Consider the following 14,109-nt stretch of genomic DNA (forward strand, 5'->3'; position numbering starts at 1 on the left):
ACCGCTCACGTATCTCAGCGCGCCAACACCGCCGCCAGCGCCTTTCCAGTATGTGTGCCCGCCGCCACCACGTCCTCAGGTGTTGCTGCAGCCACAATGCGCCCGCCCGCGTTGCCGCCCTCCGGCCCCAGGTCCAGAATCCAGTCGGCCTCAGCGATCACATCCAGGTCGTGCTCGATCACGATCACACTGTGGCCGCCATCCACCAGGCGGTGCAGCACGCGGATGAGCTTGTCCACATCGGCCATGTGCAGGCCTACCGTGGGCTCGTCCAACACATACAACGTGTGCGGCGCCTTCTGGCCCCGACGGCCCACCTCGTCGCGCACCTTGGTCAGCTCGGTCACCAGCTTGATGCGCTGCGCTTCTCCGCCGGAGAGCGTGGGCGACGGCTGCCCCAGCGTGAGGTAGCCCAGGCCCACGTCCTGCAAGAGCTGCAGCGGGTGCGCAATGCTGGGCATGGTGGCGAAGAAGCCCACGGCCTCGTCCACCTCCATCTGCAGTACGTCGCCAATGCTCTTGCCGCGCCAGGTCACGGCCAGCGTTTCGGGGTTGAAGCGCGCGCCGTGGCAGGTCTCGCAGGGTACCTTCACATCGGGCAAGAAGCTCATCTCAATGGTGCGCACGCCCGCGCCTTCGCAGCCGGGGCAGCGACCTTCGCCGGTGTTGAAAGAAAAGCGCCCAGCCGCATAGCCACGTGCCTTGGCCTCCAGCGTCTCGGCAAACAGCTTGCGGATGGTGTCCCAGAAGCCGATGTAGGTGGCGGGGCATGAACGCGGCGTTTTGCCGATCGGCGTCTGGTCCACTTCAAGCACGCGGTCGATGCTCTCGAAGCCCGACAGGCCCGTGCAACCGACCAGCGGCGGCGCCTTGCCTGCATCCATGGCATCGCGCCCAGCCTTGGTACTGCGCTGCTGCACCCAGGCCTGCACATTGGCCAGCAGCACGTCACGCGCCAGGGTCGACTTGCCCGAACCGCTCACGCCCGTCACGGCCACCAGGCGGTGCAGTGGCACGGTGGCCGTCACGTTCTGCAAGTTGTGCAACTGCGCGCCATGCACCGTAAGCCAGCGCATGGCGGCACGTTCCTTGGCCTCGGTCAGCGCGTATGCAGCCAGCGATGCGGCCTGGGCCGCGCGCTTCTTGACGGCAGCGCTCTGTCGGCCGGTAGGCGCCGCAGCTTCGGCACGGGCAAAGGCGGCCGTGGCCTCGGCACTGACCTCGCTGGCCGACATGCTGCGGCGCAGCTGCAGCGGATGCTTCATGGCGTGCAGCAGGTAGCGGCCGGTTTGCGAATCTTCGGCGCCCGTGATGTCGGCCACGCTGCCTTGCGCCACCAGGCGCCCGCCGCGTTTGCCCGCGCTGGGGCCAATGTCGATGATGTGGTCGGCGCGGCGGATGGTGTCTTCGTCGTGCTCCACCACCACCAGCGTGTTGCCCTTGTCACCCAGCTTGTGCAGGGCGTTGAGCAGGATCTGGTTGTCGCGCGCATGCAGGCCAATGGTGGGCTCGTCGAGCACGTAGCACACGCCCTGCAGGTTGCTGCCCAGCTGCGCGGCCAGGCGGATGCGCTGGGCCTCGCCACCGCTGAGCGTGGGCGCGCCCCGGTCGAGCGTGAGGTAGCCCAGGCCCACTTCTTCGAGGAATTCGAGGCGGCTCTGGATCTCGGGCACCAAGTCGCGGGCGATGTCGCCTTCACGCTGGGTCATGCCGCCTTCGATGCGCAGGGTCTCGATCCAGCGGCGCACATCCGTCACCGACAGCGCGGCGATTTCGGTGATGCCCACGCCTGCAAACTTCACAGCGCGGGCTGTGGCGTTCAGACGCGTGCCGTGGCATGTGGGGCAAGCGGTGTCCTGCAAATCTTCCACCTCGGGCTCGGCAAAGGTCTGCTCGCGGCCCTTTTCCTTGTCGTCTTGTACCGAGTCGTCAAACACCTTGCGCTGGTCCTTGGTGAGCTTGACGCCGGTGCCCACGCAATCGGGGCACCAGCCATGCTTGCTGTTGTACGAGAACAGGCGCGGGTCCAGCTCGGCATAGCTGGTGGCGCACACCGGGCAGGCACGCTTGGTCGAAAAGGCTTGCAGATGGCCAATACCGGCCGTGGGCAAGCCGCCCTCCATGGCCGCAGCCAGCGTGTCGATGCTGCTCAGCACATGCACCACGCCCTTGCCGTGCGTGAGCGCGTCGGCCAGCGCCTTGCGGAGCTGGGCTTCGTTCTCGGGCAACACATCCAGGCTGGCAACAGGCAGCTCAATGGTGTGCTCCTTGAAGCGGTCGATGCGCGGGAAGTTGGTGGTGGGCAGGAAGTTGCCATCCACGCGCAGATGCGTAAAGCCGCGCGGGCGCGCCCAGTCGGCCAGCTCGGTGTAGACGCCCTTGCGGTTCATCACCAGCGGCGCGAGCAGTCCGATGTGCTGGCCACGGAACTGCGTGAGCAACTGCGCGGCGATGCTCTCGGGCGTTTGCGGCTGCACGGCTGCGCCGTCTTTGGTGCAGTGCTGGGTGCCCAGCTTGACGTACAGCAGGCGCAGAAAGTGCCACACCTCGGTGGTGGTGCCCACGGTGGACTTGCGACCGCCGCGCGAGAGGCGCTGCTCGATGGCGACAGTGGGCGGGATGCCGTACACGGCATCCACCTCGGGCCGACCGGCTGGCTGCACGATGCTGCGGGCATAGGCGTTGAGCGATTCGAGGTAACGCCGCTGGCCTTCGTTGAACAAAATGTCAAACGCGAGCGTGGACTTGCCCGAGCCGCTCACGCCCGTCACCACGTTGAACTTGCCACGCGGAATGTCCACGCTCAGGTTCTTGAGGTTGTGCTCCTTGGCATTGACGATTTGTATAGCGTTTTTGGCCGCTGGCGCTTGATTCATATGCGCGAGGCGCTCTGATTTTCGTAGCACAGCAGCTTTTTCGTGCACCGAGTGGCCGCCCACGCCCAGCGCCAGTTCGTAGTCGCGCAGCGCCTGCCCGGTGTGTGAGGTGGCATGGGCACGCACGTCCTCGGGCGTGCCCTCGGCCACGATGAGGCCGCCCGCGTAGCCGCCTTCGGGGCCCAGGTCGATGAGCCAGTCGCTGGCGCGGATCACGTCCAGGTTGTGTTCGATGACGATGAGCGAGTGCCCCGCATCGATGAGCTTGCGCAGCGCGCGCATCAACTTGGCAATGTCGTCAAAGTGCAGGCCAGTGGTGGGCTCGTCAAACAAGAACAGCGTGCCTTTGCGGGCGACGGATTGGCGCGATTTGGATGCGCTGCGCGCAGCCTCCGCCAGAAAGCCTGCAAGCTTGAGGCGCTGCGCCTCGCCGCCTGACAAGGTCGGCACGGGCTGGCCCAACGCCACGTATTCGAGCCCTACATCCACGATGGGCTGCAGCGCGCGGATCACATCACGGTCATTGGCAAACAGGTCGGCCGCCTCGGCCACCGTGAGGGCCAGCACATCAGCCACGTTCATCGTGCGCCCACCGCGCTCGATGGTGATCTCCAGGATCTCGGGCCGGTAGCGCTTGCCGTCGCAATCGGGGCAGCGCAAGTACACGTCTGACAGGAACTGCATCTCCACATGCTCGAAGCCCGAGCCGCCACAGGTCGGGCAGCGCCCATCGCCGCTGTTGAAGCTGAACTTGCTGGCCGTGTAGCTGCGCTGCTTCGACAGCGGCGCCACGGCAAACAGTTCGCGGATGCTGTCCCACGCGCCCACGTAGCTCACGGGGTTGGATCGGGCGGTTTTTCCGATGGGGGATTGATCGACAAACACAACATCCGACAAATGGTCGGCGCCCAGCATGCGGTCGTGCGCGCCCGGCGTGTCGGTGGCCTTGCCAAAGTGGCGCAGCAGCGCGGGGGCCAGCACGTCCTGGATCAGGCTCGACTTGCCCGAGCCACTGACGCCGGTCACGGTGACCAGGCGCTGCAGCGGGAACTCCACCGTCACATCCTGCAGGTTGTGCTCGCGCGCGCCTTCGAGGATGAGGCGCGGCGTGGATTCGGTGACCATGCGCTTGAAGCCAAAACCCACGTGCTTGCGCCCACCCAGGTAGGCGCCGGTCAGCGTGTCGGCGTTGCGCAAATCGGCCGTGGTGCCGTCAAACACGATCTGCCCCCCCAGGCGGCCGGGGCCAGGGCCCATGTCGATCATGCGGTCAGCCGCCAGCATCACGGCCGGGTCGTGCTCCACCACCACCAGGGTGTTGCCCGCGTCGCGCAGGCGCAGCATGGCCTCGGTGATGCGGTGCATGTCGCGCGGGTGCAGGCCGATGCTGGGCTCGTCCAGCACGAACAGCGTGTTGACCAGGCTGGTACCCAGCGCCGTGGTGAGGTTGATGCGCTGCACCTCGCCGCCACTCAGTGTGCGGCTTTGCCGGTCGAGCGTGAGGTAGCCAATGCCCACGTCGCACAGGTATCTGAGGCGGGTGGTGATTTCTTCGTGCAGCAGCTTGAGCGCTTGGGCGTCGCCGCCCTTTGCGTCGTCGCCCACCGGTAGCTGCATGCGATCAAAGAACTGGCGCAGTCGGTCGATGGGCAGCAGCATCAGATCGTGCAGGCACAGGCCGGGCAAGGCCTCCAGTTGCTCGCGCGACCATTGCACGCCTTCGGGCATGAAGCGTTTGCCAGGCTCCAGCACCGCATCGGCATCCTCCTTGCGGCCGATGCGCCAGAGCAGGCTTTCGGTCTTGAGCCGCGCACCCGCGCAGGTGGGGCATGGCGTGTAACTGCGGTACTTGGACAAGAGCACGCGGATGTGCATCTTGTAGGCCTTGCTCTCCAGGTACTCAAAAAAGCGCTTGATGCCGTACCACTGCTTGCTCCATTGCCCGTCCTTGTAGCCGGGGGCGCCGCCGATCACCCACTTTTTCTGGTCGTCAGTCAGCTTGTACCAGGGCGTGTCGCGTGGGATGCCCGCTGTTTCGGCATGGCGCATCAGGTCGTCCTGCGCTTCTTTCCACGCGGGGGTCTGGATGGTCTTGATGGCGCCCGCGCGCAGCGTGAGCTTGTCGTTGGGAATGACGAGGCCGTAGTCCACGCCGATCACGCGGCCAAAGCCCCGGCAGCTGTCGCACGCACCCACGGCGGAGTTGAACGAAAAGGCGGACGGAATGGGGTCGCTGTAGCGCAGGTCGCTGTCGGGGCAGTGCAGGCCCGTCGAAAACCTCCACAGCTCTGGTTCGCGCTCGTCCACGAGCCGATAGACATTCAAGCGCCCCGTGCCGCGCTTGAGCGCGACCTCGATGGCCTCGATCACCCGCGCCTTCTCGGCATTGCCCAGACGGAACCGGTCGGCCACCACATCCAGCACCTTGCGCGGGCCGGTGGGCGTGGCCACCTCGCGCTCGGCCTGCACCTTGGTGAAGCCACTGGCGGACAGCCATTGCTCGACCTGCTCGGCCGATGTATTGGCGGGGAGTTCGACCGGGAAGGTCAGCACGATGCGTGGATCACTGGCGGCAGCGCAGCGCGCGGCCAGCTCGGCGTAGATGGTCTCGGGCGAGTCATGGCGCACTGGCTGCGCCGTCTGCTTGTCGAACAACTGGCCTGCGCGCGCGAACAGCAGCTTCAGGTGGTCGTTCAGCTCCGTCATCGTGCCCACGGTGGAGCGGCTGGAGCGCACGGGGTTGGTCTGGTCGATGGCAATGGCCGGCGGCACGCCCTCGACCTTGTCCACGGCAGGCTTGTCCATGCGGTCGAGGAACTGGCGGGCGTAGGCGCTGAAGGTCTCCACGTAGCGGCGCTGGCCCTCGGCATAGAGCGTGTCAAACACCAGGCTGGATTTGCCCGAGCCGCTGGGCCCCGTGACCACCGTGAGTTCGCCGGTGCGGATGTCCAGATCCAGGTTCTTGAGGTTGTGCTGGCGTGCGCCGCGGATACGGATCAGTCCCTGGGTCATGGAGGCAGTCTTTTTCGAGGGTGAGGCGGAACATTCTAGGCACCGCAGTGGCGCCCGTCCGGCCTTGCCGCAATACCCTTTGATTGCGGGTCTGCTGACAAGTCCTGTCACCACATCGGGTTATGCCGGTTCGCAAACAGAGCATATTTGTCTAGAGTAGCCCGACAATCCAAGGAGACGACGATGTACAAATGGACAAAATGGGGAGCCACAGTCGCCCTGGCCGCCGCGCTGTGCGGCGCTGGCCATGCCCAGATCCTGATCGGGCAAACCGCCGGCTTCTCCGGGCAGGTGGCGGCAGGCGTGAAGGAAACCACCGACGGCGCCCTGCTCTATATCGATGCGGTCAATGCCAAGGGCGGCGTCAACGGCCAGAAAATCGAATTGACCTCGCTGGACGACAAGTTCGACCCCAAGCTGGCCGCAGAAAACGCGCGCAAGCTGATCGAAGAAAACAATGTGTCAGCGCTGTTCCTCACACGCGGCACGCCCCACACCGAGGCCATCGTTCCCCTGCTGGAAAAGCACGGCGTGGCACTGGTCGGCCCTTCCACGGGCGCCATGGTGCTGCACCAGCCCGTGCGCAAATACATCTTCAACGTGCGCGCCACCTACCAGCGCGAGGCAGAAAAGGCCATGACCCACCTGGCCTCCATGGGCATTACCCGCATTGCCGTGGTGTATGCCGACGACAGCTTTGGCGCCGATGGCGTGGCGGGGGCACAAAAAGGCCTGGCGGCGGCCAAGCTCACACCCGTGGTGCTGGAGAAGTTTGACCGTGCCAAGCCTGATTTCGCCCCAGTTGCGGCCAAGGTGGCCAAGGCAGACACCCAGGCCGTGCTGATGATCGCCTCCGGCTCTGCCGTGGTCGATGGCAGCAATGCGCTGCGCGCCGCAGGCTCTGCCGCACAGATCGTGACGCTGTCCAACAATGCCTCCGGCGGCTTCATCAAGAGCCTGGGCAACAACGCGCGCGGCGTGATCGTGACCCAGGTGTACCCCAATGAGCGCGCGGTGACCTACGCCATGGTCAAGGAAGCCCAGGAGCTGGCCCGGGCCAAGGGCTTGCAGGAGATCAGCCCCGCCATGCTCGAAGGTTTTGCAGCCGCCAAGGTGCTGGTGGAAGGGCTCAAGCGCGCCGGCCCCAAGCCCAACCGCGACAAGATCCACGCGGCCCTGGAAGGCATCAAGAAATTCGACCTGGGCGGACTGGAGGTGAGCTACGGCCCAGACGACCACACGGGCCTGGACTTTGCCGACCTCTCCATCATCGGTACGGACGGCAGGTTCCGTCGCTAAGAGCCTGTTTACGATCTCGCAGGGGATCGCAAACAGGCTCTAGGAGCCATCTCCCGGATGGCCATAGGTTGCGCAGGCCCGGCTCCGTCCGGGCCTACGTATTTCTACAGTTTATTTGTCACCGTTTGTATCTATATTGACGCCTCCAACAAACAGGCATCTTGGGACAAACATGAGATTGACACACTGGCTTCGCGGGGGCGCTACCCTGGCCGCCATCTTCGCAATGGTGGGCGCAGCCCACGGACAGATTCTCATTGGACAGACGGTGGGCATCACGGGCTCGGCAGCGGCCACGGTGGCCGAATCCATGCAGGGCGCGGCGCTCTACATTGATCACATCAACGCCCGGGGCGGTATCGCGGGGCAGAAGGTGGAGGTCATATCTCTGGACGACAAATTCGACCCCAAGCTGACCCTCGAAAACACCCGCGTTCTGATTGAGGAAAAAGGCGTGATCGGGCTGTTCATGACACGGGGCACGCCCCACACCCAGGGCATCATGCCGCTGCTGGAGCAGCACGGCGTGCCGCTGGTCGGCCCCTCCACCGGCGCCATGGTGCTCCACCAGCCGGTACACAGGTTCATCTTCAACGTGCGCGCGCCCTACCAGCGCGAGGTGGAAAAGGCCATCACCCACCTCAACACCCTGGGCATCAAGCGCATTGGCGTGGTGCATGTGGACGACACCTTTGGCGCAGATGGCCTGGCAGGGGCACAGCTGGGCTTCAAGGCCAACCAGCTGGAAGCCCTCTTTGTCGAGAAATTTGACCGTGCCAAGCCCGACTACAGCGCGATTGCACCGCGTGTGGCGCAAAAGCAGCCCCAGGCCGTGGTCTTCATCGGCACGGGCGCGGCGGTGGTGGACGGCATCAAGGCGTTGCGCGCTGCAGGGGTCACGGGGCAGATCGTGACACTGTCCAACAATGCCTCGGGCGGCTTTGTCAAACTGCTGGGCGACCAGGCCCGGGGGGTTGTGGTCACGCAGGTCTTTCCCTCCGAGCGGTCGGTGAACTACCCGGTGGTCAAGGAAGCCATGGAGCTGGCCCGCGCCAAGAACATTTCCGATCTCACGCCCGCGATGGTGGAGGGCTTCGTCAGCGCCAAGGTGCTGCTGGAAGGCATCAAACGCGCGGGCCCCAAGCCGGACCGCGCCAAACTGCACGCAGGCCTGGAGAGCATCAAGAAGTGGGACCTGGGTGGCGTGGAGCTGAGCTACAGCCCCACGGACCACAGCGGTCTGGTGTTCGCCGACCTTTCCATCATCGGGAGTGACGGGCGCTTCAAGCGATGACACCCTAAGAAACTGAGGCGCTGTGCGGGCTCTTGCCCTGCGCCGCGCCAGGAGCGGTAGGGGCGTGGAGTGTGCGGCCCACCGTGACGCCCCCGCACAAAACAAAAGCCTGCGGCCTTTCGGCTGCAGGCTTTTTTTGATGACTTGGGATGGGACCCGGCGGCTTACTGCGCGCTGGCCGCAGATGCAGGTGCCGACGCAGGCGCCGCTGCGGGTGCACTGGCAGCGGGTTCGGGCGCATGCACGGCATCTGCGCCGTGTTTTTCACCACCCATGTCGGCCTTGTCGCCCGCCGTGATGATCACGTACATCGACAACGCAGCAAACAAGACGAAGCCAACAACAATCTTCCACATATCAATATCTCCTGGGATGGGTTTGTTCAATCAAGGGGCCTGGCTAGGGATGCTGTGCACGATTCGTCGCGCCGTATGCATCTGCGGATCGGGCGGTCTGCCGCGTTGCAAAACCTCGCAATAGCTACGGCTATTGCTGCGTTTTGCGCCTTGCGGCCCATCCCGATCCGCAGCGCACACTTACCGCTCAAATCATGCACAGCATCCCCAGGGTTATGGGTTGTACTGGTGCGCGGACAAGCCCCTTGATGGAACACAGGGCCCGACCCTTGCGGGGCGGGCCCTGTTCACCGGTCAGAACCAATCAGTCGTTGGCGTAGATGTCCACGTCCTTGGTTTCCTTGATGAACAAGCCACCGATCACCACCGTGGCACCGGCAATGATGATGGGGTACCACAGGCCGTTGTACATGTTGCCGGTCTGGGCCACGATGGCGAACGCCGTGGTGGGCAGCAGACCGCCGAACCAGCCGTTACCGATGTGGTACGGCAGGGACATCGACGTGTAGCGGATGCGGGTGGGGAACATTTCGACCAGCATGGCGGCAATAGGGCCGTACACCATGGTCACCAGCAGCACCAGGTAGGTCAGGATCACGGTGACCATGACCTTGTCGATGCGGGCAGGATCTGCCTTGGTGGGGTAGCCCGCAGCCTTCAGTGCATCGGCCACAGCCTTCTTGAACTCGCCATCTTTCTTCTTGGCTTCGTCAGCGGGCAGGCCCTTGCTGGTGTACGAGGCGATGACCGTGTCACCGATCTTGATCGTGGCGGGCGTACCAGCGGCAGCGACGGCGTTGTCATAGCTCACCGAAGCGCCAGCCAGCACCTGCTTGGCGATGTCGCACGAGCTGGTGAACTTGGAAGTGCCGGTGGGATTGAACTGGAACGAGCATTCCTTGGGGTCTGCCGTCACGATCACTTGGTTCTTGGCCTGGGCTTCAGCCAGGGCAGGGTTGGCCGCCTTGGTCAGTGCGCCGAACACAGGGAAGTACGTCAGCGCGGCCAGCAGACAGCCTGCCAGGATGATGGGCTTGCGGCCAATCTTGTCCGACAGCGAACCGAACACGATGAAGAACGGCGTGCCGATCAGCAGCGAGACGGCCACAAAGATGTTGGCGGTGGCGCCATCGACCTTCAGGGCTTGTGTCAGGAAGAACAGCGCATAGAACTGGCCCGAGTACCACACCACGGCCTGGCCGGCGGTCAAGCCTACCAGTGCCAGGATCACGATCTTCAGGTTCTTCCACTGGCCGAAAGACTCGGTCAATGGAGCCTTGGAGGTCTTGCCCTCGGCCTTCATCTTCTGGAAGGCAGGCGATTCATTCATCGACAGGCGGATCCAGACCGAGATGGCCAGCAGCAGGATCGACACGATGAACGGAACACGCCAGCCCCAGTCCGCAAAGGCTTCTTCGCCCAGCATGGTACGGGTGCCAAGAATCACCATCAGCGACAGAAACAGACCCAGCGTGGCCGTGGTCTGGATCCAGGCGGTGTAGGCGCCGCGTTTGCCGTGCGGAGCATGCTCAGCCACATAGGTGGCTGCGCCGCCGTACTCACCACCCAGCGCCAGGCCTTGCAGCAGGCGCAGGATGATCAGGATGACGGGGGCCGCCACACCGATGGAGGCATAGGTCGGCAAGATACCCACGATGAAGGTGGACAGACCCATGATCAGGATGGTGACCAGGAACGTGTACTTGCGGCCGATCATGTCGCCCAGGCGGCCGAAGAAAATCGCGCCGAACGGACGGACGATGAAGCCCGCTGCGAAGGCCAGCAGCGCGAAGATGAACGCCGATCCGGCATCCAGCCCGCTGAAGAACTGCTTGGCGATGATGGCTGCGAGCGAGCCGTACAGGTAAAAGTCGTACCACTCGAAAACGGTGCCGAGCGACGATGCGAAGATGACCTTGCGCTCTTCGGGCGACATCGGCCGCGGTGCGGGATGGATGGTTGCCATGGTGTCTATGTCTCCTGGTGATTTTTAAGACCGCACAGTGGCGGGCAAGGTCATTCTTCGGGAAGGCACTGACTCTGCTCTGACGCCAAACCAACAGAGGCTTGCGTTAAACTGAACCGATACTTACAAAGTGCCTGCCGTCCTTATGAGCGGGCTTTCAAGCGCACTGGAGCGACTGGACCTTGGGCAGGGAAAACCCCGATCAGGGCCTGTGCGCCCATGCAGTCCACCGGACTCCGTGCACACCAAGCGCCTGAGCGTGCGCTGCCAGCCCGCTTGTGGAGACAACCGTCAACTTTTGCAGGGGCCCCATGCACGCGCACACCGTCCTAAAAAAGACAGATCAAGGGATCGAGGCGATCAAGCACCGCGACCGGGCACTCCCTCCCCGTGAACGTACCACCCTGATCCTGGTGGACGGCAGCAAACGGCTGCAGGACCTGGCCCAGGCCTGTGGCAGCCTCGATGAGGCCTTGCGCATTGGCCAGGCGCTGGTCGACCTGGGGCTGGCATCGGTGGTTTCCGGGGCTGTGGCGCCGCCCTCGCCCACGCACGCCACAACGGGTAACACCCCGGCCACCGCAGCCGCACCGGTTCAGGATCTGCGCACCAGCGCCCGGCGCGCCACCAAGGTCCTTGAAGACCTGCTGGGCCCCGCATGCGAGCCCCTGGCCCTGCAGCTTGAAAAGTGCAAGTCGATGGCCGAGCTTCAGGCCAAGATCCTGGAGCTGCGCACCGTGGTGGCCTCCATGCGTTCGGAGAAAAAAGCCGAGGAATTCGTGACCGCCGCACTGGGCCGCTGACCACCCAAAACAAAAGCCCCTCCACTTGCGTGGCGGGGCTTTGTTGTTTGCGGGTTGTCAGGGCGCCCGCGGGCGCCCCGCCCTTTAATGCGCAGCGCTGGCGGCCGAAGTCTTGCCATCCAGGCTGGGGTAGCGCACATGCTCCACCAGTTCCTGGATTTCCTTGCCCGGGGCCTTGGTGAGTAGCGAGACGATGATGATCACCGCAAAGCCCAGCGGCACACCAAACAGGCCCGCCGAGATCGGGGCGATGTCCCACCAGGTGTTGGCTTTGACGATTTCCGGCGTGATGGCGGTGCCATGCGTGAGCTTGTACAGCCATGGCTGGGTAGTCACCATGTAATAGAAGGTGATGCCCAGGCCGGCCAGCATCCCCAGGGATGCGCCCCACTTGTTGGCGCGTTTCCAGAAGATGCCCAGCGTCAGCGCCGGGAAGAACGCCGCCGCCGCAAACGAGAAGGCCGCCGACACCAGGAACAGGATGTCCGCTGGTTTCTGCGCCGCCACGTAGGCTGCTGCCAGGGCCACCAGCAGCAGCAGCAGCTTGGACACCATCACGCGGCGTGCTGTGGAGGCATTGGGGTCCAGCACCTTGTAGTACAGGTCATGCGACAGCGCGTTGGCGATGGTCAGCAGCAGGCCGTCTGCGGTAGACAGCGCCGCTGCCAGCCCACCCGCCGCCACCATGCCCGACACCACGTACGGCAGGCCAGCAATTTCAGGCGTGGCCAGCACGATGATGTCGCCACCGATGGAGATCTCCGCCAGCTGCAGGATGCCGTCGTTGTTGATGTCCACCACCGACAGCAGCGATTTGTCGACCGCCGACCAGCGCGCGATCCACTCCGGAAGGCTGGCGAACGGTGTGTTCACCAGCACGGTGTAGACCTCGTACTTGGCCAGCACTGCCAGCGCAGGCGCCGTGAAGTACAGCAGGAAGATAAAGAACAGCGACCAGCTCACCGATTCCCGCGCCTCGCGCACCGAGGGCACGGTGTAGTAGCGCATGAGGATGTGCGGCAGCGCGGCCGTGCCGATCATCAGGCAGAACACCAGCGCGAGGAAGTTCTTGCGTGCAACGTTCTGCGCGGCCTCATCCTTGCCGGGGAACGGCTCGGCATGGCGGATGGGCGGCGCCGACTTGGCTGCATTCGAGGTGCGCGCCGCCGTGTACGCAGTGCGGGCGTCTGCTTCGTTCTTGGGCACTGCGGCCAGCGCGGCGGCAGCGGCGGCGATGTCGGGAGCGGGCGCATTGGCAGCCTTCAGGTCATCCAGCTTCTTCTGCGCTGCCGCCCGGTCGGCGGTCAGCGAAGCATTCACATCCTTGAGCTTTTCCACAGCCGCATCCGAACGGGCCTTGTAGATTCCACGCACCTCTATTTCTTTGGGGTCCTTGATCAGCTCGGCCTCTTTGGCAGTCACCTTTTCCAGGGTGTAGCCATACACCGCCTGCGGCACAGGCACGCCCGTGTGTTTGACCGACAGCCACACCACGGGCAGCATGTACGCAATGATCAGGATGATGTACTGCGCCACCTGCGTCCAGGTCACGGCACGCATGCCACCGAGGAACGAGCAGACCAGGATACCGGCCAGGCCGGCAAAGATACCGATCTCGAAAGCCAGCCCCGTGAGGCGCGAAGTGATCAGGCCCACACCATAGATCTGTGCCACCACATAGGTGAACGAGCACAGGATGGCGGCCCCCACCCCGATCAGCCGGGGAAGGTTGCCCTCAAACCGCGCCCCCAGAAAGTCGGGAATGGTGAACTGGCCGAACTTGCGCAGGTAAGGGGCGAGGAACAGCGCCACCAGGCAGTAACCGCCCGTCCACCCCAGAATGAACGCCAGCCCACCATAACCTGACAGGTACAAGGTGCCCGCCATGCCAATGAAGGAGGCCGCCGACATCCAGTCCGCCCCTGTGGCCATGCCGTTGTAGATGGCCGGCACGCGGCGCCCGGCCACGTAATACTCCGCCGCGTCGTTGGTGCGGCTCATGATGCCGATACCCGCATACAGCAACACGGTGGCCGCCAGAAAAAGGTAGCCGATCCAGTTCTTGGGCAGGCCCATCTGTTCGAGCACCGCCAGCACCAACACAAAGCCGATGAAGCCACCGGTGTACCAGGTGTAGACCTTGTTCAGGCCCTTCTTGAAGTCGCCTTGCGACTGTCCGTCTCCGCCGAAGAGTCCCATCATTCTTCTCCTTCGGCAACGCCGTATTCGATGTCGAGCTTGTTCATGTGGCGGGCGTAGTACCAGATGATCAGGCAGTACACCACCAGGGCGCCTTGGGCAGCCACCCAGAACGAGAACGGCCAGCCGAAGAAGCTGAACGTGAGGTCGCGGGCGAAAAACACCACGACAAAAGTGACAAAGAACCATATGCCCAATAAAAGGGCCGTTATCTGCAGATTTTTGCGCCAGTATTCCTGGTGCTTGGCCGTCAGTTTCATTGCTTGCTCCTCCATGTCGTTAAAAGAACACTCACTCGGACTTC

8 protein-coding genes are annotated in these 14,109 nt (G+C 64.0%); 3 read left to right on the forward strand and 5 right to left on the reverse strand.

The window, feature by feature from the left end:
- Positions 1 to 14 precede the first annotated feature (14 nt).
- Positions 15 to 5,888: an excinuclease ABC subunit UvrA gene (gene uvrA, locus ACT89O_RS20975; RefSeq protein WP_487261082.1), complete on the reverse strand. Its 5,874-nt coding sequence runs from the start codon at positions 5,886 to 5,888 to the stop codon at positions 15 to 17.
- A gap of 183 nt (positions 5,889 to 6,071) precedes the next feature.
- On the opposite strand from uvrA, the gene ACT89O_RS20980 reads away from it, so the two are divergent.
- Both ACT89O_RS20980 and ACT89O_RS20985 read left to right on the forward strand, forming a co-directional pair.
- On the forward strand, positions 6,072 to 7,187 hold the full coding sequence (locus ACT89O_RS20980; protein ID WP_487261083.1) for an ABC transporter substrate-binding protein: 1,116 nt from the start codon (positions 6,072 to 6,074) through the stop codon (positions 7,185 to 7,187).
- Positions 7,188 to 7,359: 172 nt separating this feature from the next.
- On the forward strand, positions 7,360 to 8,481 hold the full coding sequence (locus ACT89O_RS20985) for an ABC transporter substrate-binding protein (protein WP_487261084.1): 1,122 nt from the start codon (positions 7,360 to 7,362) through the stop codon (positions 8,479 to 8,481).
- Positions 8,482 to 8,645: 164 nt separating this feature from the next.
- On the opposite strand, the gene ACT89O_RS20990 is transcribed toward ACT89O_RS20985, so the two are convergent.
- A complete protein-coding gene (locus ACT89O_RS20990) occupies positions 8,646 to 8,837 on the reverse strand; it encodes a hypothetical protein (protein WP_055393051.1) in 192 nt (63 codons plus the stop codon).
- Positions 8,838 to 9,141: 304 nt separating this feature from the next.
- Positions 9,142 to 10,803, reverse strand: a complete 1,662-nt coding sequence (locus ACT89O_RS20995) for an MFS transporter (protein WP_228896065.1) — start codon at positions 10,801 to 10,803, stop codon at positions 9,142 to 9,144.
- A gap of 311 nt (positions 10,804 to 11,114) precedes the next feature.
- Here ACT89O_RS20995 and ACT89O_RS21000 point away from each other — a divergent pair, with 311 nt between their 5' ends.
- Positions 11,115 to 11,606 (forward strand): hypothetical protein, encoded by a 492-nt coding sequence (locus tag ACT89O_RS21000; protein WP_487261085.1) that lies wholly within the window; start codon positions 11,115 to 11,117, stop codon positions 11,604 to 11,606.
- Positions 11,607 to 11,690: 84 nt separating this feature from the next.
- Here ACT89O_RS21000 and ACT89O_RS21005 read toward each other — a convergent pair whose 3' ends face one another.
- Positions 11,691 to 13,808 (reverse strand): sodium:solute symporter family protein, encoded by a 2,118-nt coding sequence (locus ACT89O_RS21005; RefSeq protein ID WP_228896062.1) that lies wholly within the window; start codon positions 13,806 to 13,808, stop codon positions 11,691 to 11,693.
- Positions 13,805 to 14,065, reverse strand: a complete 261-nt coding sequence (locus ACT89O_RS21010; protein WP_228896060.1) for a DUF4212 domain-containing protein — start codon at positions 14,063 to 14,065, stop codon at positions 13,805 to 13,807. The genes ACT89O_RS21005 and ACT89O_RS21010 overlap by 4 nt, the downstream gene beginning before the upstream one ends.
- Positions 14,066 to 14,109: the final 44 nt, after the last annotated feature.

The sequence above is a fragment of the Acidovorax sp. NN32 genome, from assembly GCF_057597245.1.